Origin of the sequence: Streptomyces sp. NRRL S-244 (genome assembly GCF_000717915.1) — a bacterium.
Taxonomy (GTDB): Bacteria; Actinomycetota; Actinomycetes; order Streptomycetales; family Streptomycetaceae; genus Streptomyces.
Genome location: NZ_JOCX01000028.1, coordinates 39,952 through 62,987, shown reverse-complemented (window position 1 = coordinate 62,987; position 23,036 = coordinate 39,952). Strand labels below are relative to the sequence as shown.

The 23,036-nt window shown below is 72.3% G+C and carries 24 protein-coding genes; 13 read left to right on the top strand and 11 right to left on the bottom strand.

The annotated features are described in order from the left end of the window. Window positions 1-68 precede the first annotated feature (68 nt). Window positions 69-413, top strand: coding sequence for a hypothetical protein (locus tag IF02_RS0126850; protein ID WP_030161297.1), 345 nt, complete (start codon window positions 69-71; stop codon window positions 411-413). A 90-nt stretch (window positions 414-503) separates the two neighbouring features. Then, a complete protein-coding gene (lysS, locus tag IF02_RS0126845; protein ID WP_030161295.1) occupies window positions 504-2,240 on the top strand; it encodes a lysine--tRNA ligase in 1,737 nt (578 codons plus the stop codon). 76 nt (window positions 2,241-2,316) lie between these two features. Here lysS and IF02_RS0126840 read toward each other — a convergent pair whose 3' ends face one another. From IF02_RS0126840 to IF02_RS0126830, 3 genes are all read right to left on the bottom strand, one after another. Beyond that, the gene (locus tag IF02_RS0126840; protein ID WP_106977365.1) at window positions 2,317-3,870 is read right to left on the bottom strand and encodes a DUF2637 domain-containing protein; all 1,554 of its coding nucleotides are present in this window, start codon (window positions 3,868-3,870) and stop codon (window positions 2,317-2,319) included. 125 nt (window positions 3,871-3,995) lie between these two features. Beyond that, window positions 3,996-4,775, bottom strand: coding sequence for a DUF3558 family protein (locus tag IF02_RS0126835; RefSeq protein WP_030161291.1), 780 nt, complete (start codon window positions 4,773-4,775; stop codon window positions 3,996-3,998). Window positions 4,776-4,952: 177 nt separating this feature from the next. Continuing rightward, complete coding sequence (locus IF02_RS0126830) at window positions 4,953-5,804, bottom strand: DUF3558 domain-containing protein (protein ID WP_158708574.1); 852 nt, start codon at window positions 5,802-5,804, stop codon at window positions 4,953-4,955. A gap of 172 nt (window positions 5,805-5,976) precedes the next feature. On the opposite strand from IF02_RS0126830, the gene IF02_RS0126825 reads away from it, so the two are divergent. Beyond that, complete coding sequence (locus tag IF02_RS0126825; RefSeq protein ID WP_030161287.1) at window positions 5,977-7,170, top strand: RtcB family protein; 1,194 nt, start codon at window positions 5,977-5,979, stop codon at window positions 7,168-7,170. A 175-nt stretch (window positions 7,171-7,345) separates the two neighbouring features. Continuing rightward, entirely contained in the window at window positions 7,346-8,425 is a 1,080-nt protein-coding gene (locus IF02_RS0126820) for an MBL fold metallo-hydrolase (RefSeq protein WP_051696586.1), read from the top strand. A gap of 61 nt (window positions 8,426-8,486) precedes the next feature. Here the strand turns inward: IF02_RS0126820 and IF02_RS0126815 are convergent, their stop codons facing one another. Together IF02_RS0126815 and IF02_RS0126810 are read right to left on the bottom strand one after the other, a co-directional pair. Beyond that, window positions 8,487-9,251 (bottom strand): SDR family NAD(P)-dependent oxidoreductase, encoded by a 765-nt coding sequence (locus tag IF02_RS0126815; RefSeq protein WP_030161283.1) that lies wholly within the window; start codon window positions 9,249-9,251, stop codon window positions 8,487-8,489. Window positions 9,252-9,322: 71 nt separating this feature from the next. Continuing rightward, a complete protein-coding gene (locus tag IF02_RS0126810) occupies window positions 9,323-9,658 on the bottom strand; it encodes a YnfA family protein (RefSeq protein ID WP_030161281.1) in 336 nt (111 codons plus the stop codon). 141 nt (window positions 9,659-9,799) lie between these two features. Between IF02_RS0126810 and IF02_RS0126805 the strand changes: the two genes are divergently transcribed. Then, the gene (locus tag IF02_RS0126805; protein ID WP_051696585.1) at window positions 9,800-10,330 is read left to right on the top strand and encodes a hypothetical protein; all 531 of its coding nucleotides are present in this window, start codon (window positions 9,800-9,802) and stop codon (window positions 10,328-10,330) included. 20 nt (window positions 10,331-10,350) lie between these two features. Here IF02_RS0126805 and IF02_RS0126800 read toward each other — a convergent pair whose 3' ends face one another. Both IF02_RS0126800 and IF02_RS0126795 read right to left on the bottom strand, forming a co-directional pair. Beyond that, on the bottom strand, window positions 10,351-11,088 hold the full coding sequence (locus tag IF02_RS0126800) for a Mut7-C RNAse domain-containing protein (RefSeq protein WP_030161277.1): 738 nt from the start codon (window positions 11,086-11,088) through the stop codon (window positions 10,351-10,353). A gap of 40 nt (window positions 11,089-11,128) precedes the next feature. Beyond that, window positions 11,129-11,548: a winged helix-turn-helix transcriptional regulator gene (locus IF02_RS0126795; protein ID WP_030161275.1), complete on the bottom strand. Its 420-nt coding sequence runs from the start codon at window positions 11,546-11,548 to the stop codon at window positions 11,129-11,131. A gap of 173 nt (window positions 11,549-11,721) precedes the next feature. Between IF02_RS0126795 and IF02_RS0126790 the strand changes: the two genes are divergently transcribed. Next, a complete protein-coding gene (locus IF02_RS0126790) occupies window positions 11,722-12,621 on the top strand; it encodes an NADP-dependent oxidoreductase (RefSeq protein ID WP_030161272.1) in 900 nt (299 codons plus the stop codon). A gap of 90 nt (window positions 12,622-12,711) precedes the next feature. Here IF02_RS0126790 and IF02_RS0126785 read toward each other — a convergent pair whose 3' ends face one another. From IF02_RS0126785 to IF02_RS0126775, 3 genes are all read right to left on the bottom strand, one after another. Next, on the bottom strand, window positions 12,712-13,305 hold the full coding sequence (locus IF02_RS0126785) for a disulfide bond formation protein B (protein WP_030161270.1): 594 nt from the start codon (window positions 13,303-13,305) through the stop codon (window positions 12,712-12,714). Window positions 13,306-13,318: 13 nt separating this feature from the next. Next, window positions 13,319-13,480, bottom strand: a complete 162-nt coding sequence (locus tag IF02_RS34970; protein ID WP_158708573.1) for a hypothetical protein — start codon at window positions 13,478-13,480, stop codon at window positions 13,319-13,321. Window positions 13,481-13,584: 104 nt separating this feature from the next. Further along, window positions 13,585-14,751, bottom strand: a complete 1,167-nt coding sequence (locus tag IF02_RS0126775; protein ID WP_030161268.1) for a TDT family transporter — start codon at window positions 14,749-14,751, stop codon at window positions 13,585-13,587. A gap of 129 nt (window positions 14,752-14,880) precedes the next feature. Between IF02_RS0126775 and IF02_RS0126770 the strand changes: the two genes are divergently transcribed. After that, on the top strand, window positions 14,881-16,350 hold the full coding sequence (locus tag IF02_RS0126770) for an FAD-binding oxidoreductase (protein ID WP_078622355.1): 1,470 nt from the start codon (window positions 14,881-14,883) through the stop codon (window positions 16,348-16,350). An 86-nt stretch (window positions 16,351-16,436) separates the two neighbouring features. Next, window positions 16,437-17,498, top strand: a complete 1,062-nt coding sequence (locus IF02_RS0126765) for a serine hydrolase domain-containing protein (protein ID WP_234318342.1) — start codon at window positions 16,437-16,439, stop codon at window positions 17,496-17,498. A 13-nt stretch (window positions 17,499-17,511) separates the two neighbouring features. On the opposite strand, the gene IF02_RS0126760 is transcribed toward IF02_RS0126765, so the two are convergent. Beyond that, window positions 17,512-17,949 (bottom strand): hypothetical protein, encoded by a 438-nt coding sequence (locus IF02_RS0126760; protein WP_030161262.1) that lies wholly within the window; start codon window positions 17,947-17,949, stop codon window positions 17,512-17,514. 305 nt (window positions 17,950-18,254) lie between these two features. On the opposite strand from IF02_RS0126760, the gene hemL reads away from it, so the two are divergent. The 5 genes from hemL to IF02_RS0126735 all read left to right on the top strand — a co-directional run bounded on the left by hemL (window position 18,255) and on the right by IF02_RS0126735 (window position 23,034). Then, a complete protein-coding gene (gene hemL / locus IF02_RS0126755; protein ID WP_078622354.1) occupies window positions 18,255-19,589 on the top strand; it encodes a glutamate-1-semialdehyde 2,1-aminomutase in 1,335 nt (444 codons plus the stop codon). Then, window positions 19,586-20,260 carry a histidine phosphatase family protein gene (locus tag IF02_RS0126750; protein ID WP_030161258.1) on the top strand — a complete coding sequence of 225 codons (675 nt, stop codon included), beginning with the start codon at window positions 19,586-19,588 and terminating at the stop codon, window positions 20,258-20,260. Before hemL ends, IF02_RS0126750 begins: the two co-directional genes overlap by 4 nt. A gap of 84 nt (window positions 20,261-20,344) precedes the next feature. Next, window positions 20,345-21,586 (top strand): hypothetical protein, encoded by a 1,242-nt coding sequence (locus IF02_RS0126745; RefSeq protein ID WP_030161256.1) that lies wholly within the window; start codon window positions 20,345-20,347, stop codon window positions 21,584-21,586. A 67-nt stretch (window positions 21,587-21,653) separates the two neighbouring features. Next, on the top strand, window positions 21,654-22,250 hold the full coding sequence (locus tag IF02_RS0126740; RefSeq protein ID WP_030161254.1) for a TlpA family protein disulfide reductase: 597 nt from the start codon (window positions 21,654-21,656) through the stop codon (window positions 22,248-22,250). A gap of 4 nt (window positions 22,251-22,254) precedes the next feature. Continuing rightward, window positions 22,255-23,034 carry a cytochrome c biogenesis CcdA family protein gene (locus IF02_RS0126735; protein WP_030161252.1) on the top strand — a complete coding sequence of 260 codons (780 nt, stop codon included), beginning with the start codon at window positions 22,255-22,257 and terminating at the stop codon, window positions 23,032-23,034. The last annotated feature ends 2 nt before the right edge of the window (window positions 23,035-23,036 follow it).

The window sequence follows — 23,036 nt, the reverse complement described above, 5'->3', positions numbered from 1 at the left end:
ACAAGCCCCGAGTATCCCACGGAGGGGCTGTCCGGATTCCGGGATTTCCCCGTCACTGGAGTGCGCGGATGGACAGGCTGGTCTGGCAGGTCCGGCGGCGCGCCCTGGGGCCCCTGGTCCGGCTCGACGGGTACGGGGTCACCGTCGGCGCCGGGCCCGCCACGCCGTGGTCCGACCTGAGCGAGGTCCGCCGCGGGAAGGACGGCGTCGTGGTGCTGGTTCCCCGCCCCGGGATCGAGCTGCCGGCCGTGCCCCACGTCATGCCCTTCGGCCGGCCGGCGCGCCGGAGGGCCGCGTACGTCCGGCGCTACGGCAGCCCCCTCGTGCTGATGCCCCAGGTGCTGGACGCCACCGGGCCCCGGATGGTCGCCGCCGTGCGGCGGCTCGGAGGGATACCGGTCGCCACGTCCTGAGACCGCCACGTCCTGACGGGCAACCTCGGAGGGCCCGGTTCCGTCTGGGAGAATGGCTGACAGCCAGCATTCGAGATAGAAGGACGTGTCGTGGCTCAGAGCGCCCAGAGCAGCACCGAGACCGACTGGGTCTCCCGTTTCGCGGACGAGGTCATCGCCGAGGCGGAGCGCCGAGCCCCGGGCAAAGCCGTCGTCGTCGCGTCCGGACTCTCCCCCTCCGGCCCGATCCACCTCGGCAACCTCCGCGAGGTCATGACCCCGCACCTGGTCGCCGACGAGATCCGCCGCCGCGGCATCGAGGTCCGCCACCTCATCTCCTGGGACGACTACGACCGCTACCGCAAGGTCCCGGCCGGCGTCCCCGGCATCGACGAGTCCTGGGCGCAGCACATCGGCAAGCCGCTGACCTCCGTGCCCGCCCCGGCCGGTTCCGCGTACCCGAACTGGGCCGAGCACTTCAAGGCCGCCTTCGTCGAGGCCCTGGCCGAGATGGGCGTCGAGTACGACGCGATCAGCCAGACCGAGCAGTACACCTCCGGCGCGTACCGCGAGCAGGTCCTGTTCGCGATGAAGCACCGCGGCGACATCGACGCCGTCCTCGCCCAGTACCGCACCAAGCAGAAGCCGGGCGGCAAGAAGCCCCAGCAGAAGCAGGTCGACGAGGCCGAGCTGGAGGCCGCCGAGGGCTCCGGCGCGGCCGCCGAGGACGACGGCAGCGACGGCGAGAGCGGGTACTTCCCGTACAAGCCGTACTGCGGCCAGTGCGGCAAGGACTTCACCAAGGTCACCTCGTACAACGACGAGACGACCGAGATGACCTACGTCTGCACCGAGGACGAGTACACCGAGACGGTCAAGCTCAGCGAGTTCAACCGCGGCAAGCTCGTCTGGAAGGTCGACTGGCCGATGCGCTGGGCCTTCGAGGGCGTGATCTTCGAGCCCTCGGGCGTCGACCACTCCTCGCCCGGCTCGTCCTTCCAGGTCGGCGGCCAGATCGTGCACATCTTCGGCGGCGAGCAGCCGATCGGACCGATGTACGCGTTCGTCGGCATCAGCGGCATGGCCAAGATGTCGTCCAGCAAGGGCGGGGTCCCGACCCCGGCCGACGCGCTGAAGATCATGGAGCCGCAGCTGCTGCGCTGGCTGTACGCGCGCCGCCGCCCCAACCAGTCCTTCAAGATCGCCTTCGACCAGGAGATCCAGCGGCTCTACGACGAGTGGGACAAGCTGGAGTCCAAGGTCGCCGACGGCTCCGTACTGCCGGCCGACGCCGCCGCGCACACCCGTGCCGTACGGGTCGCCTCGCACGAGCTGCCGCGCACCCCGCGGCCGCTGCCGTACCGCACGCTCGCGTCGGTCGCGGACATCACCGCCGGGCACGACGAGCAGACCCTGCGCATCCTGGCCGACCTGGACCCGTCGCAGCCGCTGACCTCGCTGGACGAGGTACGGCCGCGGCTGGACCGCGCCGAGAACTGGATCACCACCCAGGTCCCGGCCGACCAGCGGACGCTGGTGCGCGAGGACGCCGACACCGAGCTGCTGGGGTCCCTGGACGCCGAGGGCCGCGAGTCGCTGCGGCTGCTGGTGGACGGGCTCGACTCCCACTGGTCGCTCGACGGGCTGACCACGCTCGTGTACGGCGTGCCGAAGGTGATGGCGGGGCTGGAGCCGGACGCGAAGCCGACGCCGGAGCTGAAGGTCGCGCAGCGCACGTTCTTCGCGCTGCTGTACCGCCTCCTCGTCACCCGGGAGACCGGGCCGCGCCTGCCCACGCTGCTGCTGGCGGTGGGGGCGGAGCGGGTGCGCAAGCTGCTGGCCGCCTGAGCCGCTCGCAGGTACACGGAAGGGCCCGCACCCCGAGGGGTGCGGGCCCTTCCGCATACGGACGTTCTGCCTCTGCCTAGGCGATGTGCTCGCTCTCCAGTTCGCGCTGGTAGCGCAGCTTCAGGCCCGGCATGAGCTTGCGGATCATCGAGGAGCTGCGCGGGTGGTCGATCCCGTGACGGTCCGAGAGGTGTATGTCCACCTGCTCCGGGGTCGGGAAGTCGGAGTGCTCGTCGAGGTACGAGCGGAACACCTCGTAAGCCGCCTCGTTGAACTTGGCCTGGTCGAAGCCGGCTTCGGCTTCGGCGTCGGCCTCGGCCTCGGCGGCGTCATCGGCGGCGGCCGGCGGCACGGGGAGCTGCTCCTGCTGCGGAACGTCCTCGTCCGGGCCGGCCGGGGGCATTACCGGGGTCGGCTCCAGACCCTCGACGTACTGGGGGTTGTACCCGCCCTCGTACGCGGCCTGCGGGGCCAGGGGGGCGGCGAACCAGGCGCTGTCGTGGGCGGCGGGCATGGCCGTCGGGTCGACCGCGAAGGGGAGCGGGGCGTGGCCCTGCGGGGCTGCTCCCCGACCCGCCCCTTCCCGGACCTGGGGCTCCGCCCCAGCCCCCGGGTACCCGGCGCCCGCGGCGCCCGGCAGGCCGGCCTGGCCCGGGAGACCCGCGGCCGCGCCGGGCATGCCCGGCTGCCCCGGGACGCCCGCGGCCGCGCCGACGAGGGCCGCCTGACCCTCGGCCGCGCCCGCCAGGCCCACCTGGCCCGGGATGCCCGCGGCCTGCTGGCCCGGGAGGCCCGCAGCCTGCTGGGCCTGGGCCTGGGCCGCGGCTGCGCCGGCCAGGGCCGCCTGGCCCGCGGCTGCGAGCGGCTGGGCCGCTTCCAGGGCCGGAGCCGAGGGGGCCGGCGACGCCGAGCCCGTCGCGATGGCCGCGGCCGCCGGAGGCAGCAGCACCGGGTCGATGCCCGCCGCCGCCAGCCCCTCCGGGGCCGTCTGGGACAGCGGAACGCCGATACGGGCCAGCCGCAGCGGCATCAGGGCCTCCACCGGGGCCTTGCGGCGCCATGCGCGCCCGTACCGGGCCTGGAGCCGCGCCTGGTAGATCAGCCGGTCCTGCTCCATGCCGACGGCCTGCTCGTACGACCGCAGCTCCCACAGCTTCATCCGGCGCCACAGTTTGAACGTCGGCAACGGCGACAGGAGCCAGCGCGTGATGCGGACGCCCTCCATGTGCCGGTCCGCGGTGATGTCCGCGATCCGGCCCACCGCGTGCCGGGCCGCCTCCACCGTGACCACGAACAGGATCGGGATCACGGCGTGCATGCCCACGCCCAGCGGGTCCGGCCAGGCCGCCGCGCCGTTGAACGCGATCGTCGCCGCGGTCAGCAGCCACGCCGTCTGGCGCAGCAGCGGGAACGGGATCCGGATCCACGTGAGCAGCAGGTCCAGCGCCAGCAGCACGCAGATGCCCATGTCGATGCCGATCGGGAACACCAGCGAGAAGTTCCCGAACCCCTTCTGCACCGCGAGCGCGCGCACCGCGGCGTACGAACCGGCGAAACCGATCCCCGCGATGACCACGGCTCCTGCGACCACGACGCCGATGAGTATCCGGTGCGTACGAGTCAGCTGCATCGCGGCCACCCGCGATCCCCTCCCCTTGTCGAGCTACGGCAGGCACAGCGTACGGGTGACCGCACAGGTGACTGAATGTCAGCCTCCCGTTAAGCGCCCGCCACCCCGCCCGGACCCGCCGGCGCCTACTGCGCGGAGGGCGAAGCCTGCTGCTCAGGCTGCTGCGACGGCGACTGCTGCTGCTGGTTGGCGGCGGCGACCGAGGCCACCGTCTCCTTCGCCGCGGCGATCGCGTTCTCCAGCAGCTTGGCCTGATCCGGAGCGCCGGCACCCTCGTACGCCGCACCGTTGTAGTCGAGCGTGATCACGACGTTCTGCGTGCGCGCCACGATCGTCGTGTTGAAGAAGTCCACGTCCTTCTTCACGCCGTACACGACCGACGACGCCTGGTCGCCGACCCCGCCCGCCTGCTCGACCTTCACGTTCTGCGCGCCCTCGGTCGCCTTCGCGGTCTCGACCTGCTTGTTGAACTGGTCCTCGGCGCGCTTGTTCGCGCCGCCGAGCGAGGAGTGCGACTCGTAGCGGACCAGGGAGATCGACAGCCAGCGGTACTGCGAGCCCTTCAGCCCGTCCTCGTCCAGGCCGTTCCAGGAGCAGCTGGCGCGGGAGGCCAGGTCGTTCGACTTGGTCGCGGTGCCGTTCTTGTCCTTCGCCTCCGGGACGAGGGTGTCGACGGTCTTCGCCTGGATCGACTTGCACGGGTCGGGCAGCGTCGCGAACGCCGCCTTCTCCAGCGCGGCCGAGGCCTTGCCGCTCGGCTTGGCGGAGGAGGACGCGCCGGGCTTCTTGTCGCCGCCCGAACCGGAGCCCTTGCCCGAGTCGGACGAGCAGCCGGCGACGGTGAGGATCACCGGGACGGCTGCGCAGGCGAGAACGCGAGTGAGGCGCGAGGCAGATCGGTGCATGGTTCCTTCAGTCAGTACGTTGTGGGGCGCGTTCTGTGGACGCGGTGCGGGCTCGGTGCAGGCTCGGTTCGGGCTCGGTTCGGGTTCGGCGGGCGGGCGCGGGACCCGAGCAACGGTAGCCCGACCCGGCGCGCGCCTGCTGTGCGCGCCGTCACGCCGAGCCCCGCGCGCCCCCGCTCACTCGTTGAAACGCTCGACGAGGGCCTGCGTCAACTGCCGTGTCTTGTCCTGGGTTTCGGGGCTCGACGGCACCGTACCGGGCAGCGCGGGCTGCACGCTGTACTCGACCGTGACGATGACATTCGAGGTACGGAACACAATCCGCACCGTCCGCGCCTGCGCCGCGCTCGCGCCGGCCGCGCTCAGCTTGTCCTCGATGTACGCCTCGGTCCCGAGCCCCTCGAGCACGCGGGACCCGAGCTCGGGCGGCGGCGCGGAAGGGCTCCCGGCCCCGGGGGAGGGCGACTGCCCGGCGGGCGGCGGGGGAGCGCTGGCGGCCGGAGGGGCGCTGGAGCTCGTACCCGTACTCGGCGTGGGGCTCGTGGTGGGGCCGGGGAACGGCAGGTGCGCGTCCGTCAGCCGGCGCACGTACACCTGGTGCGCCTTGTCGTCGTCGCTCATGAGCGTCCGGTCGTACGAGACCACGCGCTCGAAACCCACCGACAGCAGCCGGGTCTCCTCGGGCGTCTGCGCCGTCCAGCGGCAGCCGACGTGCCGGTCGCCGTCGTACGAGGTGTCCGCGACCCCGGCGTACAGCTGGGCGCGCTGCTCGTCGGTGAGGCTGTCCCCGGTCGGGAGCATGGCCTTGAGGCGCTTGCCGTCGGCGGCCTTGCAGGGCGCGGGCAGGCTGCGGTACTTGCCGGCCGGCGCGGGCGCGGGGCTGCTGTCGCCCGCCTTGGAGTCGGTGTCGGACCCGACGCCGCCGCCGCTGGTGCACCCGGTCAGGCCGGTCGCGCCGGCCATGAGTGCGGTGAGCATCGCGATGCCCGGCAGGACCCGCCGTCGTCGCCGTACCGCCTTGCGCTGCACGTCCACTGGCTCCCTTCGACCGGCCGGCGTCCCGGCGGTCAGGAAAATGCGTTGCCGCGCTTTGGACGCGGATGAACACAATGTCTATCGCACACGCTGGTACCGGCGCCGGTCCCCTGTCTGATTTGGGACCAAGAGCGAGGTTTTTGCTTATTCGGGGGATTGAAGTCGTATGTCGTATGTAGAGGTGCCGGGAGCGAAGGTCCCGATCCGGATGTGGACCGACCCGGCGTCGGTCGAGGCGAGCGCGATGCAGCAGCTGCACAACGTCGCCGGCCTTCCCTGGATCAAGGGCCTGGCGGTCATGCCGGACGTCCACTACGGCAAGGGCGCCACGGTCGGCTCGGTCATCGCGATGAAGGACGCGGTGTGCCCGGCGGCGGTGGGGGTGGACATCGGCTGCGGCATGTCGGCGGTGAAGACGTCCCTGACGGCGAACGACCTCCCGGGCGACCTCTCCCCCCTCCGCTCGAAGATCGAGCGCGCCATCCCGGTGGGCGCGGGCATGCACCGCGACCCGGTGGACCCGGACCGCCTGTACGGGTTCTCGGATGCGGGGTTCGGGGACCTGTGGGAGCGGTTCGACTACATCGCGGACGCGGTGAAGTTCCGGCGGGAGCGGGCTCTGAGGCAAATGGGAAGCCTTGGCCAGGGGAATCATTTTTGTGAGCTTTGTATCGATACGTCCGGTTCGGTGTGGGTCATGCTGCACTCGGGCTCGCGGAACATCGGCAACGAGCTGGCCGACTTCCACATCAACGTGGCCCGTGGGCTCTCGCACAACCAGAACCTGGTCGACCGGGACCTCGCGGTCTTCCTCGAGGCGACGCCCGAGATGGCGGCGTACCGCAACGACCTCTTCTGGGCCCAGGAGTACGCCAAGTACAACCGGGCCGTGATGATGAGCCTGTTCAAGGAGGTCATCCGCCGGGAGTTCCGGAAGGCGAAGGTGTCCTTCGACCACGAGATCAGCTGCCACCACAACTACGTGGCGCAGGAGCGGTACGACGGCATGGACCTGCTGGTCACGCGGAAGGGCGCGATCCGAGCCGGCAGCGGTGACTACGGGATCATCCCGGGGTCCATGGGGACGGGTTCGTACATCGTGAAGGGCCTCGGCAACGAGAAGTCGTTCAACTCGGCCTCGCACGGCGCGGGCCGGAAGATGAGCCGGACGGCCGCGAAGAAGCGGTTCTCGGCGCGCGACCTGGCGGATCAGACCAAGGGCGTCGAATGCCGCAAGGACTCGGGCGTGGTCGACGAGATCCCGGGCGCGTACAAGTCGATCGAGCAGGTCATCGGCCAGCAGACGGACCTCGTCCAGGTCGTGGCCAAGCTCAAGCAGGTCATCTGCATCAAGGGCTGAGCCCTGGGTGCAGTTGTCGGGGGAATGGAAGGGCCCGGACCGAACTCGGTCCGGGCCCTTCCGTGTGGTCCCCGCGAGGCCTCCGGCCGGTCGGAGGGTTCGCGGGGACAGGGGGGTGGGGGCGGCGTAGGCTCGGCGGGAGGGGGCTCTTGGCGGGTAGGCCGCGGGAGGTTCCATGACCGCGCTCGGTGAGCTGATCGGGATCGACGACCGGACCGTGCTGGTCCTCGGGCAGGAGCTGGACGTCGAGCACGGTCAGCCGGACGTCGCCAATGCCCTGGTGCACCGGGCCGGCGAGACCCTCGTGGTCGTCGACACCGGCGTCACGGACGTCTTCCGCACGGCGCTGCGGGAGGCGATGGACCGGGTCGGGCCCTGGTCCCGGGCGCTGTTCCTGACCACGCACGGGCATCCCGACCACGTGGCCAACAACGACCTGGCCGACGAGCTGGGCGTGCCGGCCGAGCACTGGGTGCCCGCTCCCGACCTCGACCAGATGCGGGATCCGGACTCGTACTGGGTGCGGTCCTTCGAGCGCATCGCCGGGGTGGCGCCGCTGCCCCCTCCCGCGGTGGTCGCCCCCCGGCTGGTGTCGCTCTTCCGGCCGTACCGGCCCTTCGGCGCGAGCACCCGGACCTACGAGGAGCGGCCGCTGGAGCGGATCCGGATCGGCTCGGCGCGCTTCACCGGGTGGACCTTCGCCGACGGCGCGGTCCGCGTGCTGCGCAGCCAGGGTCACTGCGCCGGGCACGTGGTCGTGCACCTGAGGGACTGCGGCGTCCTGCACCTGTCGGACGAGGCCAACGGGGCCTGCGGTGCGATGGCCGACGCCGACCAGCTCAAGATCCAGACCGTGCTCGGCGCCGTGGCCCTCCTCTTCGAGGAGGGGGAAGTCTCACTCCTCACCGACGGGCACACCTTCGCCGTGCGCCGTGGCGCCGAGGTCGTGGTGCCGTATCTGGACGGCCTGCTGGAGCAGGCCGCCGCCCTGCAGGAGGCGGCGGTCGGGCTGACCGGAGGGGGCGAACCGGTCCGGCCGGGCGAGTTCGCCGCCCGGTACGCGGAGGCCTTCGCCGAACTGGGCGGCGGCGGGGCCAATCCGAACGCGATGTTCGCCGCCATGATGGCGGTCAACCAGCTCCGCGAGCTCGGACTGCGGCCGGAGTCCGCGGACGCCGATGCCCCGTGGTCCCGCCCCGCGATCCACGACCCCGCGCCGCACCCCCCGGCCCCTCCGGGGCAACCGGGGGATTGACGGGGGGGCAAGGCGTGCGGGGCAAGGCGCGGGGCGGGGCGGGGCGGGGCCGGGCGGGCGGTTACAGGTCGCGGTGGACCTTGGTGTTCGAGGCCTGGGCGCGGGGGCGGACCACCAGGAGGTCGATGTTGACGTGGCTGGGGCGGGTCACGGCCCAGGTGATGGTGTCGGCCACGTCGTCGGCGGTCAGGGGGGCGGCGACGCCCGCGTAGACCTTCTCGGCCTTCTCGGCGTCGCCGCGGAAGCGGGTCTTCGCGAACTCCTCGGTCTTCACCATGCCCGGGGCGATCTCGATGACGCGGACCGGCTGGCCGACGATCTCCAGGCGGAGGGTCTCGGCCAGGACGCGGGCGCCGTTCTTGGCGGCGACGTAGCCGGCGCCGCCCTCGTAGGTGGCGTGGCCCGCGGTGGAGGACAGGACCACGACCGTGCCGTCGCCGGAGGCGATGAGGGCGGGGAGGAGGGCCTGGGTGAGGTTGAGGGTGCCGATGACGTTGACCTCGTACATCGTGCGCCAGTCGGCGGGGTCGCCGGTGGCGACGGGCTCGGCTCCGATGGCTCCGCCGGCGTTGTTGACCAGTACGTCGCAGCGGTCGAGGGAGGCCGCGAAGGCGTCGACGGAGGGTCGGTCGGTGACGTCGAGGGCGTGGGCGGCGGCGGAGTGGCCGGCTGCCGTCAGCTCGGCGGCGAGGGCCTCGATGCGGTCCTTGCGGCGGGCGGTGAGGACGACGTGGTAGCCGGCGTCGGCGAGCTGGCGGGCGGTGGCCGCGCCGATGCCGCTGCTCGCGCCGGTGACTACGGCGGTACGGGTGGCGGCCGTGCTCATGTGCGGGCTCCTCGGGTCGTTCGATCGTTCAGTCGTTCGTACGGGCGAATACCCGCCAGCATAGGCGGGGCTCAGCGGCCGCGCGGGGCGTACATGATCACCGCCATGCCGGCGAGGCAGACGAGGGCCCCGGCGACGTCCCAGCGGTCGGGGCGGTAGCCGTCGGCGGCCATGCCCCACAGGAGGGAGCCGGCGACGAAGACCCCGCCGTACGCGGCGAGGACGCGGGCGAAGTCGCCCTGGGGCTGGAGGGTGGCGACGAAGCCGTAGAGGCCGAGGGCGATGACCCCGGCGCCGATCCAGGCCCAGCCCTTGTGCTCGCGTACGCCCTGCCAGACGAGCCAGGCGCCGCCGATCTCCAGGACGGCGGCGAGGGCGAACAGGGCGGCGGAGCGGGCGATGAGCATGGCTCGAAGCGTACGCAGACGGGCCGCGGGTCCGGATCGCCGCCCGCCTGTGCCCGTCGGTGCCCGCCGGTTGGGCGAGGGCTCGCCCTCGTTCGTGTGATGGTCCGACCGGTCGGGGGCGGTGCTGGCTAGCCTCCGCGCGTGGAGGTGGTGGCGGTGCGCCGTGGTGCCGTACGGAGTGTGGTGGTGGCGGGCTTGCTGGTGCTCGGGGTCTCCGGGGTGTCCGGAGTGTCCGGGGAGGCGGGGGCGGCCGCCCGGAGTGGTCCTGGTTCGGGTCCGGGTTCGGGTCCCGAGGCCGACGTGGCGTACCACGGGCGGGTGTCCCTGTCGCAGGGGCGGCTGCGGGTGTGGGTGGTGCCGCAGAACGAGGGGCCGGCCGCGCTGCCCAACGCGACGCTGCGGGTGCGGCTGTCGGCGGAGCTCGCGGACCGGCAGGAGCTGGCGCAGGGCTGTGCGCGGGCCGGGCTGCGCGAGGTGGTGTGCGAGACGGGCGCGCTGCCGCTGCACGGCCGGGGCCGGCACATCGGGCTGCTGCTGGAGCTGAAGGAGCCGGTGTCGGAGGTGGTGGTCCGGATCGACACGTGGTGGAACGGCGGGGCGTCCGACCGCGACCTGTCCAACAACCAGCACGCGGTGCTGGCGCTGGACACGGGCGACTCCTACGCCTTCTGACCCGGCTCTCGTGGCCACGCCTACGGGGTGGCCACGCCGCCGAATTCCTCGACCGCCTCGCTGACGATCCGCTCCAGCCGGGCGTGGTGGGCTCCGCGCCAGTAGACGCGCTCGCACGCCGTGCACTGCGCGAAGACGTCGTACGAGCGCTGCGTCCCGCTTTCGAGGCGGTCCCCGACGCTGTCCTTGTCGGCCTCGCGGAGCGACCCGTTGCACGCGGTGCAGCGGGTCCACGGGGCGAGGGCGGGTGCGAACCGGCCGAGGACGTCGCGGAGTTGCTCGTCGGGGTTGTCGCTGTAGACGTACGCGCCCGCGAACAGCTCGCGGCGGCGCAGCAGTCCGCGGTCGCGGGAGAGCAGGACGCGCTGCTCGGCGGCGGAGCGGGTGGCGAGGGCGGGGTCGCCGATGTCCTCGTTCTCGTACGCGGTGTCCACGCCGAGCAGGCGCAGGCGGCGGGCGAGCGTGCCGAGGTGGACGTCGAGGAGGAAGCGCAGCGGGGCGCCCCCGATCTGCTGCGGGCGCTCGACGCCGAAGACCTCCACGTTCTGTCCGGCCTGCGGCACGTACGAGACGGGCACCTCGTGGCCGTCGACGAGGAGCCGGCCGACCTCGGTGAGCGGGACGCCGGCCGATTCGACGACGTGGCCGAGGCTGGAGGCGCCGTCGGTGGTGGTCGGTACGCGGTCGGCGCGCCGGCTGGGCGGCGCGAACAGGCGTAGTTCGGGGGCGAGGGTGAGCTGAATGCCGGGTCCGTTCACGCTGTCAGCATGCCATTGGGGGGCGGGTGGTGCGGGGGAATTACGAGGTCGCGGCGGTGGCGCCGTCGTAGGCGGTGCGGTGGGCGTCGACCTCGTCGAAGTGGTTCTCGGCCCACTGCTTCACGGAGGTGAGGAGGCAGGCCAGGCTGCTGCCGAGTCCGGTGAGGCGGTAGTCGACGCGGACGGGGACGGTGGGGGTGACGGTGCGGGTGACGAGGCCGTCGCGTTCGAGGGAGCGCAGGGTCTGGGTGAGCATCTTCTGGCTGACGCCGGGGATCTTGCGGCCGAGGTCGCTGTAGCGCATGGAGTTGTCCTCGGCCTGGGCGAGCGCGGCGACGATGAGGCCGACCCATTTGTCGCTGATCCGGGCCAGGAGCTGGCTGGTGGGGCACTCCTTGAGGAAGGCGTCGTAGGCGTAACGGGCCTCTTCGCGGCGGTCGGCGGCGGTACGGGTGGCCATCGGGTGCCCCACTTCCGGGTCGGGTACGCACCTCCAAGTACGTACTTACGAAAGGAGAGTACCTCTCCCTAGGTTAGTGCTCAGCGGAACGCAGGAAACGACCGGGCGAACCGAACCGAGCCCAACCGAACCGGGGAGACACCATGAGCGAGAACGCGCAGACCGTACGGACCATGCAGGCGGCCGTCGTGAACGGCTTCGGCGGGCCGGAGCAGGTGGAGATCGTGCGGGTGCCGGTCCCGCGGCCGGCCGCCGGCCAGGTCCGCATCCGGGTCGCGGCGGCCGGGGTGAACCCGGTGGACGGCGCGGTCCGCGTCGGCGTCTTCGGCGGCGCGGGGACGCGGCTCGGGCTCGGCTGGGACGTGGCGGGCGAGATCGACGAGGTCGGCGCCGGGGTCACCGGCTGGGCGGCGGGGCAGCGGGTGGTCGGACTGCACTACGGGCCGGTCAAGCCGCTGGGCACGCATGCGGAGTACGCGGTGCTCGACGCCTCGGCGGTGGCGGCCGCTCCGGCCACCGTGGACGCCGTGGCCGCGGCCTCGCTCCCGCTGAGCGGGCTGACGGCCGGTCGGGCGGTGGGGCTGCTGGGGCTGGCTCCGGGGTCCTCGGTGCTGGTCACGGGGGCCGCGGGGATGGTCGGCGGGCTCGCGGTGCAGCTCGCGGTACGGGCGGGGCTGGTGGTGACGGCGCTGGCGGGGGAGTCGGACGAGGAGTTCGTACGGTCGCTCGGCGCGACGGAGTTCGTCCCGCGCGGGTCGGCTCCGGCCGGGCCGGTGGACGGGGTCGTGGACGCGGCCGTACTGGGGGAGCCGGCGCTGGGCTTCGTCCGTGACGGCGGGGTCTACGTGGGCCTGCGCCCGCACGCCGGTCCGGCCGCGGAGCGGGGGATCCGGGTGGTGGAGCAGGAGGTCGCGGCGGACGGCGCGCACCTGGCGGAGCTGGTGGGCCTGGTGGACGCGGGCGCCCTGACCCTGCGGGTCGCGGAGACGATCCCGCTGGCGGACGCGGTGAAGGCCCACGCCCGCCTGGCGGAGCCGGGCACCCGCGGCCGCCTGGTCCTGACGACCGCCTGACGGCGCCCGGCCCCCAAGCCGCTCCGGCCCCCGAGCCGCTCCGGCCCCCGAGCCCCTCCGGCCCCGAGCCTTCACCGGCCCCCCGGTTCCTCAGTGGAACAGGGCGTAGCCGGTGGGGTCGCCCGGCATCTGCCAGGCGAAGCCCTGGAGGAAGAAGCAGGCGACCAGGTTGCTCGCGGCGAAGGCGAGCAGCACGGCCGAGGTGACGGTGCCGGCCCGGCGCAGGGCGGGGGAGGTGAGGCCCGCGTCGAGGGGTTCGGAGTGGGGGGTCAGGAACAGCGCGGCTCCGGCGGCGACGGCGGAGGCCAGGAAGGTGATCAGGGCCCAGGTGTAGAGGTGCAGGCCGAACAGGGCGCCGGCGTAGCCGGGGTCCGGGGGCACGATGTGCATCAGGACCTGGGTGGCGGAGACGACGCTGCCGGCGAGCGCGGCGACGATGGCCCAGCCCCAGCCCGCGGCCCATTCCCCGGAGGTGACCGCGCCCTTGCGGGAGCGGGCGATGATCCAGGCCGGGCCCAGTGCGCTGAGCAGGAAGAACATCCGCTGCAGCAGGCACATCGGGCAGGGGTACTCCCACAGTCCGAACTGGAAGAAGTACGCGCCGGCCAGGGTGCCGCACAGGCCGATGACGTAGGCGTGGGCGAACCAGAGGCCCAGCCGGTTGGAGGTGGATGCGGTGCTCACGGGGCTCTTCTCCTCAGAGGGCGATGTGGAAGGCGTGGTCGAGCACGTGGGGGAGGAACGCGATCACGCAGGCGATCAGCGTTCCCGTCCACAGCGGCACCCGGACCCTGGCCGGCCAGGGCCGCAGCACCGCCACGACGCACAGGAAGATGAGGAGGAAGAGGAGGGTGTACATGGTGTCCCAGCTTCATCGGGGGGAACTCTTGCTTTCGGTTCCACCCTCCGCCCGGGGGTTACGCACCGGTAGCGGGATGGTGTCTATACGCCCATAAACGCGCTTTATGGGCGTCCGGCGGCAGCCCCTGCGGCCGGGGCGCCGGCAGTCCCGGCCGCAGGCCCGGCGGCCGCCGGGACGAACGCGCCCGTCGCCAGGCCCCGTACGGTCAGGGAGGCCGCGGTGGCCCAGGCCGCCAGGAGGCAGGCGTACAGGAAGACGGCGAGCCAGCGGTACAGGTCGAGGCCGGTGTGCTGGGCCAGCCCCTCCGCCCCGGTCACGCAGGTGCCCACCGGGAAGGTCAGCGCCCACCAGGTCAGCGAGAACCGCATGCCGAGCCGCCGCGCCCGTACGAGCATCGCGCAGGCGAAGGCGAACCAGAGCAGCGCGAACCCCATCACCGGGACCCCGTAGATCACGGCGAACATCCGGAAGCCCTCGGCGTACGGGGACTGCACCACCCCCGGGGCGGCGTCGGCGAACTTGTTGGCGGCGGTGACCGACTGCCCCAGCGGGCCGAGGACCAGGAACAGCGTCGGGGTCAGCGCGAGCGGCAGCCGCGGGCCCGTCACCATGCGCCCGAAGACGATGGGCAGCAGCACCAGCGTGGCCAGCATGCTCAGCCCGAACATCGTGTAGCAGCCGAGCAGCAGCGCGCGCTGCCACTGGCCGGGCGGCAGGTGCGGGACCAGCAGCGGGCCGAGCGCGGCGGAGACCATCGGGGCGACGACGGGGAGCAGCCAGACGGGTGAGGCGCTGCCGGGTCGGATCCGGTGGCTCTCGACCATCAGGTACGGGATGGCGACGGCGGCGAGCAGTCCGATGGCCGTTCCGGCGACGAAGAGGACGGAGTCGGCGACCACGGCGGCATGGAGGCCGATGACGTCCTTGCCGATCAGCAGCGTGCCGCCGCCGACGGCGAGCAGGGCCATGGCGAGGCAGCCGTAGAAGGGGGCGACGGCCGGGTCGAGCAGATGGGCCCGCGCCTGGTCGCGGTGGCGGGCCCAGTGCAGGGCGCGGGCGGTGAGCAGGACGGCCAGCATGGCGGCGGACAGGGCCCAGAAGGCCAGGCTGAAGGTGTGCAGTCCGCGGACGTGCACGGGCAGGGCGACGCCCGCGTTGGCGACGATGGCGGTCCCCATCACGCTGGCGTACCAGTTGGGGCCGAGGTGCCGGATCAGGCTCGGGCTGACGGACGGCGGTGGCGGTGGCGGTGGCTGGGGCGCGGCCATGTGCTCACCGTGACCCGGGCCGAGGACCTCCGCAACCGGGTGGATCAGTGCTGACCAGCGCAAACGGCGCCGGCTGGCCCGGGTATCCGCGCGGTGGAAGACTCGGGGGAGAGCGGTGAGGAGCGACCCATGGGTGCCTCGACTGCGCCGGCGCCGGGACCCGTACCCGTACCGGCACCCGTACCCGTACCGGTCCGGCTGGACGATTCCGCGTACCACGAGCTGGCGCGATCCTTCCGGGGGAGCCTGGTGCGGGCCGGGGACGCCCCGTACGAGGAGCGCCGGCGGATCTGGAACGGCGCCATCGACCGGCATCCCGCGCTGATCGCGCCGTGCACCGGTTCGGCCGATGTGGTGGCGGCGCTGAAGTGGGCGGGGCGCACGGGTGCGCCGGTCGCGGTGCGCAGCGGCGGGCACAGCTTCCCCGGGCATTCGGTCTGCGACGGCGGTGTGGTGATCGACCTGTCGCCGATGAAGGAGATCCGGGTGGACCCCGAGGCCCGTACGGTCCGGGTCCAGGCGGGGGCGCTGCTCGGCGAGCTGGACGCGGCGACGCAGCCGTTCGGGCTGGCGGTGCCGTCGGGGATCGTCACGCACACGGGTGTCGCGGGGCTCACGCTCGGCGGCGGGATCGGCTGGCTGAGCCGCAAGTACGGGCTGAGCGTGGACCAGCTGCTGTCGGTGGACCTGGTCACGGCGGGCGGGGAGCGGGTCACGGCCGGTGCGGCGCACGAGCCGGAGCTGTTCTGGGGGATGCGCGGGGCGGGCGGGAACTTCGGCATCGTCACGGAGTTCACGTTCCGGCTGAATCCGGTCGGTCCGACCGTGCTCGCCGGGCCGGTGCTGTGGCCGGTGGAGGACTCGCCGCAGGTCATGCGGTTCTACCGGGACTGGATCGAGGGGGCGGCGGACGAGCTGACGACGATCGTGGTCCACCGCAAGGCCCCGCCGTCGCCGGTGATCCCGCCGGAGCTGCACGGCCGGCCGGTGGTGATGGTGATCGCCTGCTGGGTGGGTGAGATGGCCGCCGGTGAGGAAGTGATGCGGCCGATGCGGGAGTTCGGGAGGCCGCTGCTCGACCTGTGCCGGCCGAAGCCGTACCTGGCGCACCAGGCGATGTTCGACGCCTCGTTCCCGCACGGCTGGTGGTACTACTTCCGGGGCTGCGGCCTCGACGGGCTCGCCGACGGCGTCCTGGACGCGATGGCGCGGTACGCGGGGCGGATCGCCTCGCCGCAGAGCGGTTTCCCGCTGTTCCAGCTGGGCGGCGCGGTCGCCCGGGTCGGCGAGGAGGACACGGCGGCCGCGGGCCGCTCCCTGGGCCACATGCTGAACATCAACGGGATCCGCGACACGCCCGAGGGCTTCGCCGAGGAGTGCGCGTGGGTCCGGGAGTTCTGGTCCGCGCTGGAGCCGTATCACGCGGGCGTGTACGTGAACTTCCTGATGGACGAGGGTGAGCAGCGCATCCGCCAGGCGTACGGCTCGCGGGAGCGCAAGCTGGAGCGGCTGCGCGCCCTGAAGGCGCAGTGGGATCCGGGGAACGTGTTCCGCCTGAACCAGAACATCCCACCGGCGGGCGCATTGCGCGGCTTGTGATCATCTCCGGCGCGGCTACGGGCACTCGCCGGGCGGCATGGTCACGCTGGGTGGCGGGATCACCATCCACCGAGCCGGAGGCGTAGATGAACCCGATGAACCAGCCCGCACCGACGTTCACGACCGCCGAGACCAGCGGACTGCACGACCTGCTGCGCGAGATCGTCGACGACGGCGCCGCCCCGGGAGGCGTGGTCGTCTGCGGTACGAGGCATGCCGGCGCTGCGGCGGCCGGCGAGCGCACCGTCCTCGCGGCCGGGGTCGTCTCCCCGTTCACCGGCCCCGGCACGCCCGACGAGCACACCGTCTACGACATCGCGTCCCTGACGAAGGTCACCGCCACCTGGCCGCTCGTCGGCCGCGCCCTCGACGCGGGCCTGCTCGACCTCGACACGCCCGTACGGGAGTTCCTGCCGCCGATGGACGGCGCGATGCCCAGCGGGGAGGCGACCGTACGGCAGCTGCTCTCGCACACCTCCGGCCTGCGGGCCGCCACCCGCTTCGACCTCTACGACCTGACCGGACGCCCGCTGCACGAGCTGATCTGCCACGAGCTCATGGAGAACCTCCCGGGCATCCACCGCTACATCAACCGCGGCTACATCCTGCTCGGCCTGGCCCTCGCCCATGTGCACGGCCGGCCGCTGGACGAGCTCGCCTCCGGCCTGTGGGCGGAGCTGGGCATGGACGACACGGCGTACGGCCCGGTCAAGCAGGAGCCCCGCGTCGCGCCGACCGAGCGGCAGGACGGCCACGACCGGCTCTGGGGCGCCGTCCACGACGACAACGCGGCGATCATGGGCGGCGTCGCCGGCCACGCCGGGGTCTTCGCCCCGGCGGCCGACCTCGCCACGTACGCCGAGCACCTGCTCGCCGGGCGCGAGAGCCCGCTCGGCCAGTGGTTCCGGATGAGCCTCGTCCCCCAGGCGGAGATCGAGCCGGGCCTCCAGCGCGGCCTGGGCTGGATCCTCGGCGCGGGCGGGACGGTGGCCTACCACCACGGATTCACCGGTACGAGTCTCTACCTCGCCCCGACCACCGGCCGGTACGTGGTCATCGTCACCAACGCCGTCCACAACGGCGCCGCCGCCCGCATCCGGATCACGCCCCTGCGCGAGCGCGCCCACAAGATCCTTGCGGCCGGCTGACCCGCCGGAACGCTCAGGGCCAGACCAGGCAGTACGGCTGGTGCCCCGCCTCGTGCAGCCGGTGGCTGAAGTCCTGCCACTCGTGCAGCAGCTGGTAGACGTTGAACGCGTCGCGCGGCCCGCCCCGGTCCGGGACCGTGGACCAGATGAACGCCGCCGCGCCGACCGACTCCTCGCCGATGCCGCGCAGCGGGTCGACGACCGTCATCGGGAGCTTGACCACCGCGTAGTCGGGGTGGAGCACGACCAGCTCCAGCGGGGGCACCTTGTGCAGGGGTATGCCCTCGATGCCGGTCAGGACCATCGCGGCCACCGTCTCCGGCTTGATCTTGGTGAAGAGGCCGCCCATGCCGAGCTCGTCGCCGCCGAGCTCCTCCGGCCGCATCGTGACCGGGACCCGGGCGGCCGTCGCGCCGTCGGGCGCGCCGAAGTACTTGTACGTCACGCCCATGCCGCGGCCCTTGGGCAGGCCGTCGGGGGACTCCAGCGGTCCCGGTACCGGATCGGCCGCGTCCGCGGCCCGGCGCCGGTGCTTGCCTCGGCGGCGGGCTTCGCGGGCCTCGCGGGCGCGCTGCGGGTCGAGGCCGTCCGTACCCTCGCCCGGTCCACCACCGCGTTGCATATCTCCACCCGACTGGTCTTGCCTGCCCCGGCCCCGCGGCCCCCGCCACGCAGCCTGATCATCATGGCAGTGACCTCCCCCGGGGCGGCGCGGTGAAACGCCCGTCCGCAAGTCAGTCGCGGCCTGATGAGACCATGGCTGGTGTGAGCTACCCGTACCCGTATGAAGCCAAAGTCTCGCAGACTCTCTTTGACCGCGCGTCCCTCGTGACGCCTGGCGGCGTGAACTCTCCGGTGCGCGCCTTTCGCGCCGTGGGCGGAACGCCCAGGTTCATGGTGTCCGGTACCGGTCCGTACCTGACCGATGCCGACGGGCGCGAGTACGTCGACCTGGTCTGCTCGTGGGGACCGATGATTCTCGGCCACGCCCACCCGGCCGTGGTGGAGGCCATCCAGGCCGCCGTCGCCCGCGGCACCTCCTTCGGCACGCCCGGCGAGGGCGAGGTCGCCCTCGCCGAGGAGATCGTCGACCGCATCACACCCGTCGAGCAGGTCCGCCTGGTGTCCTCGGGCACCGAGGCGACCATGTCGGCGATCCGCCTCGCGCGCGGCTTCACGGGCCGGGCCAAGGTCGTCAAGTTCGCGGGCTGCTATCACGGCCACGTGGACGCGCTGCTCGCCGCGGCCGGTTCCGGTTTGGCAACTTTCGCGCTGCCGGACACCCCGGGTGTGACGGGCGCGCAGGCCGGCGACACGATCGTGCTGCCGTACAACGACCTCGAAGCGGTACGGGCGGCGTTCGCCGCGCACCCCGGCGAGATCGCCTGCGTGATCACCGAGGCCGCGCCCGGCAACATGGGCGTCGTGACTCCGGCGCCCGGCTTCAACCAGGGCCTCGCGGACCTGTGCCGCGAGAACGGCGCGCTGTACATCTCCGACGAGGTCATGACGGGTTTCCGCACCTCCCGCGCCGGCTGGTACGGCGTCGACGGGGTCAAGCCCGACCTGATGACCTTCGGCAAGGTCATGGGCGGCGGCTTCCCGGCCGCGGCCTTCGGCGGCCGCGCCGACGTGATGGGCCACCTGGCCCCGGTCGGCCCGGTCTACCAGGCGGGCACGCTCTCCGGGAACCCGATCGCCACCGCCGCCGGCCTCGCGCAGCTGCGCCTGCTGGACGCGGCCGCGTACGAGAAGGTCGACGCGGTCTCCGCGCAGATCCAGGGCCTGGTCACGGACGCGCTCGCCAAGGAGGGCGTGGCGCACCGGCTGCAGACCGCGTCCAACATGTTCTCCGTCTTCTTCACCGAGGACGAGGTCAAGAACTACGACGACGCCAAGAAGCAGGAGTCCTTCCGCTTCAACGGCTTCTTCCACTCGATGCTGTCGCAGGGCGTCTACCTGCCGCCTTCGGCCTTCGAGTCGTGGTTCGTCTCCACCGCCCACGACGAGCAGGCGGTCGAGCGCATCGCGGCCGCGCTGCCCGCTGCCGCCCGCGCCGCCGCGCAGGCCACCCCGGAGGCCACCGCATGAGCGAGATCACCGTCGTCCACCTGATGCGCCACGGAGAGGTGCACAACCCGGACGGGGTCCTGTACGGGCGCCGCTCCGGCTACCACCTCTCCGAGCTGGGCCGGGAGATGGCCGAGCGCGTCGCGGACCACCTCCAGAACCGTGACATCACGTACGTGGTCTCCTCCCCGCTGGAGCGGGCGCAGGAGACGGCGGCGCCGGTCGCCAAGAGCCACGGCCTGGTGGTGGCGAGCGACGCGCGGCTGCTGGAGGCGGGGAACGTCTTCGAGGGCAAGACCTTCGGCGTCGGGGACGGGGCGCTGCGCAAGCCCGCCAACTGGAAGCACCTGACGAACCCGTTCAAGCCGTCCTGGGGCGAGCCGTACGTGGAGCAGGTCGTCCGGATGACGAGCGCCATCGAGGCGGCGCGCGACGCGGCGCGCGGCCACGAGGCGGTGGCGGTCAGCCACCAGCTGCCGATCTGGATCGTGCGCAGCTTCGCGGAGAAGCGCCGGCTGTGGCACGACCCGCGGCGCCGGCAGTGCACGCTGGCCTCGCTCACGTCGTTCACGTACGAGGACGACCGGCTGGTGTCGGTGGGCTACAGCGAGCCGGCCCGGGACCTGGTCCCGGCGCACCTGCTCGCGGGGGCGAAGCCGGTGAAGGGCAAGTCCAAGGCGTTCGGCGCCTAAAAACTCGTACAAGTCGTACGGGAATTGCCGCGCCGGACCTCGACTTCGCTGAAAAGTCCGTTTATGTGACTATTCATGAACGGTATGAGCAGGGCGACGCGCGACTTCACCCGAAGGGGGCTGCTCGGGCTCGGCGCGGCCGCGGTGGCGGCCGGTGTCGTCGGCTGCGGCGCCGACGACCGCCCGGGCCGCCCCGGCCCCGGCGGTCCGGGCGGCGGCCCCGGCGCCTCCCCGTCCGCGGGCGCGGTCCGGCCGATCGGCGACGGCTCCACCGCCGACACCGGTCCGCAGCCCCACCAGCCGGCCAAGCCCGTACCGCTCCAGCCGGGCGAGACCCCGCCGCAGTTCGTGGTGTTCAGCTGGGACGGCGCGGGGGAGATCGGCAACGGCCTCTTCCCGCGCTTCCTCAAGCTCGCCAAGGACCACGGCGCGGCCATGACCTTCTTCCTCTCCGGCCTCTACCTCCTGCCCGAGTCGAAGAAGGACCTCTACAAGCCGCCGAACAACCCGGTCGGGGCCTCCGACATCGGCTACCTCAAGGACGAGAACGTCCGCAACACCCTGGGCTGCGTCCGCCAGGCGTGGCTCGACGGCCATGAGGTGGGCACCCACTTCAACGGCCACTTCTGCGGGGGCTCCGGCTCCGTGGCCCACTGGACCCCGGACGACTGGCAGAGCGAGATCGACCAGGCCGTGTCCTTCGTCACCGGCTGGCGGACCAACACCGGCTTCACCGACCTCGAACCGCTGCCCTTCGACTACCGCAAGGAGCTGGTCGGCGGCCGCACCCCGTGCCTGCTCGGCCAGGACAGCCTGCTGCCCGTCGCGCAGAAGCTGGGCTGGCGCTACGACGCCTCCTCGCCCGGCGGCCTCCAGGTGTGGCCGGTGAAGCGGTCGGGCGTCTGGGACCTGCCGCTGCAGTCCATGCCGTTCCCCGGGCACTCGTTCGAGGTGCTGTCGATGGACTACAACATCCTCGCCAACCAGTCGAAGAACACCACCCGGGGCGTGCCCTCCAACTACCCGGCCTGGCGCACTCAGGCCACCGGCTCCTACCTCGGCGGCTTCCGGCGCGCGTACGAGACCAACCGCGCGCCGATGTTCATCGGCAACCACTTCGAGGAGTGGAACGGCGGCATCTACATGGACGCCGTCGAGGAGGCCTTCAAGGGCATGTCGGACAAAAAGGACGTACGGCTCGTCTCCTTCCGGCAGTTCACCGACTGGATCGACGTACAGGACCCCAAGCTGCTCGCCAAGCTCCAGGAGCTGGCCCCGGGTCAGCCGCCGGCCGGCGGCTGGAACGCGTACCTCTCCGCCGCCTGACCAGCGGCTCGGCCGCACCCTCGGGGGGCGGGAAAGATCCGCAAATCGCTCATGCGAAACTTTTCACATGAGAATTGGCCGTGCTCTCCTGCTCACCGCGGTGACCCTCGCGAGCGCCCTGACCCTGTCGGCGTGCGGCGACGGCGGCGGCAAGCCGAACGGTTCCTCCGGCGGGAACTACGTGACCGGCGCCGGCGGCATCTCCACCGTCGCCAAGGACGCGCGCACCGACGCCCCCAAGCTGGACGGCGAGACCGTCGACGGCAAGACCCTCGACACCACCGAGCTCAAGGGCAAGGTCGTCGTCCTCAACGTGTGGGGCTCCTGGTGCCCGCCGTGCCGCGCCGAGGCCCCGAACTTCGCGAAGGTGTCGAAGGAGCTGGCCGACGCCGGCAAGGACGTCGCCTTCGTCGGCATCAACACCCGCGACACCAGCAAGCAGAACGCGGCCTCGTTCGAGGAGAACTTCTCGATCGCCTACCCGAGCCTGTACGACCCGGACGGGAAGCTGCTGCTCCGCTTCCCTGCGGGCACGCTCAACCCGCAGGCCATCCCTTCCACGATCGTCCTCGACAGGCAGGGCCGGATCGCCGCCCGCACGCTCGTCGCGGTCAACGAGCAGCAGCTGCGCTCGATGATCGACCCCGTGCTCGCGGAGCAGTGACCGCGTGGTCCCCGAGCTCCTCACCCTGGCCGCCGAGCCGACCGGTCTGAACACGACGGTCCTCGACGGGGCCCTGATACTGGCACTGCCCATCTCGGTCCTCGCCGGACTCGTCTCGTTCTTCTCGCCCTGCGTGCTCCCGCTGGTCCCCGGCTACCTCTCGTACGTCACCGGCATCAGCGGCGCCGACCTCGCCGAGGCCCGGCGCGGCCGGATGCTGGCCGGCGCGAGCCTGTTCATCGTCGGCTTCACCGCCGTGTTCGTCTCCACCGGCGCGCTCTTCGGGTACTTCGGCGGCACGCTCCAGGCGAACAGGGAGATCATCTCCCGGGTGCTGGGCGGTCTGGTGATCGTCCTCGGCCTCTTCTTCATGGGCCTGATCCCGGGACTGACGATGCGGGAGTTCCGCTTCCACCGGAAGCCGACCGCGGGCCTGATCGGCGCGCCGCTGCTCGGCGTGCTGTTCGGCGTCGGCTGGACCCCCTGCATGGGCCCGACCCTCGCCGCGGTCAGCACCCTCTCGATCGACCAGGCCAGCGCCGGCCGCGGCGCGCTGCTGACCGTCGCCTACTGTCTGGGCCTGGGCCTGCCCTTCATCCTCGCCGCGCTCGCCTTCCGCAAGGCGCTCGGAGCTTTCGGCTGGGTGAAGCAGCACTATGCATGGGTGATGCGGATCGGCGGCGGCATGCTGGTCCTGACCGGTCTGCTGCTCGTCACAGGTTTGTGGGCCAGCATCGTCGACGACATGCGCATCTGGACCCAAGGCTTCACGGTGGGGATCTGAGG

What these genes read in the sequence shown, in the direction of transcription:
- IF02_RS0126825 (WP_030161287.1), top strand. Translation starts at nt 5,977, where the DNA reads ATGTCGTATGTAGAGGTGCCGGGAGCGAAGGTCCCGATCCGGATGTGG.
- IF02_RS0126740 (WP_030161254.1), top strand. Translation starts at nt 21,654, where the DNA reads ATGAGAATTGGCCGTGCTCTCCTGCTCACCGCGGTGACCCTCGCGAGC.
- IF02_RS0126775 (WP_030161268.1), bottom strand. Translation starts at nt 14,751, where the DNA reads ATGGCCGCGCCCCAGCCACCGCCACCGCCACCGCCGTCCGTCAGCCCG.
- IF02_RS0126840 (WP_106977365.1), bottom strand. Translation starts at nt 3,870, where the DNA reads ATGCAGCTGACTCGTACGCACCGGATACTCATCGGCGTCGTGGTCGCA.
- IF02_RS34970 (WP_158708573.1), bottom strand. Translation starts at nt 13,480, where the DNA reads ATGTACACCCTCCTCTTCCTCCTCATCTTCCTGTGCGTCGTGGCGGTG.
- IF02_RS0126760 (WP_030161262.1), bottom strand. Translation starts at nt 17,949, where the DNA reads ATGGGCGTGACGTACAAGTACTTCGGCGCGCCCGACGGCGCGACGGCC.
- IF02_RS0126745 (WP_030161256.1), top strand. Translation starts at nt 20,345, where the DNA reads ATGAGCAGGGCGACGCGCGACTTCACCCGAAGGGGGCTGCTCGGGCTC.
- IF02_RS0126835 (WP_030161291.1), bottom strand. Translation starts at nt 4,775, where the DNA reads ATGCACCGATCTGCCTCGCGCCTCACTCGCGTTCTCGCCTGCGCAGCC.
- IF02_RS0126770 (WP_078622355.1), top strand. Translation starts at nt 14,881, where the DNA reads ATGGGTGCCTCGACTGCGCCGGCGCCGGGACCCGTACCCGTACCGGCA.
- IF02_RS0126765 (WP_234318342.1), top strand. Translation starts at nt 16,437, where the DNA reads ATGAACCCGATGAACCAGCCCGCACCGACGTTCACGACCGCCGAGACC.
- IF02_RS0126850 (WP_030161297.1), top strand. Translation starts at nt 69, where the DNA reads ATGGACAGGCTGGTCTGGCAGGTCCGGCGGCGCGCCCTGGGGCCCCTG.
- IF02_RS0126820 (WP_051696586.1), top strand. Translation starts at nt 7,346, where the DNA reads ATGACCGCGCTCGGTGAGCTGATCGGGATCGACGACCGGACCGTGCTG.
- IF02_RS0126815 (WP_030161283.1), bottom strand. Translation starts at nt 9,251, where the DNA reads ATGAGCACGGCCGCCACCCGTACCGCCGTAGTCACCGGCGCGAGCAGC.
- hemL (WP_078622354.1), top strand. Translation starts at nt 18,255, where the DNA reads ATGGCTGGTGTGAGCTACCCGTACCCGTATGAAGCCAAAGTCTCGCAG.
- IF02_RS0126790 (WP_030161272.1), top strand. Translation starts at nt 11,722, where the DNA reads ATGCAGGCGGCCGTCGTGAACGGCTTCGGCGGGCCGGAGCAGGTGGAG.
- IF02_RS0126810 (WP_030161281.1), bottom strand. Translation starts at nt 9,658, where the DNA reads ATGCTCATCGCCCGCTCCGCCGCCCTGTTCGCCCTCGCCGCCGTCCTG.
- IF02_RS0126795 (WP_030161275.1), bottom strand. Translation starts at nt 11,548, where the DNA reads ATGGCCACCCGTACCGCCGCCGACCGCCGCGAAGAGGCCCGTTACGCC.
- IF02_RS0126750 (WP_030161258.1), top strand. Translation starts at nt 19,586, where the DNA reads ATGAGCGAGATCACCGTCGTCCACCTGATGCGCCACGGAGAGGTGCAC.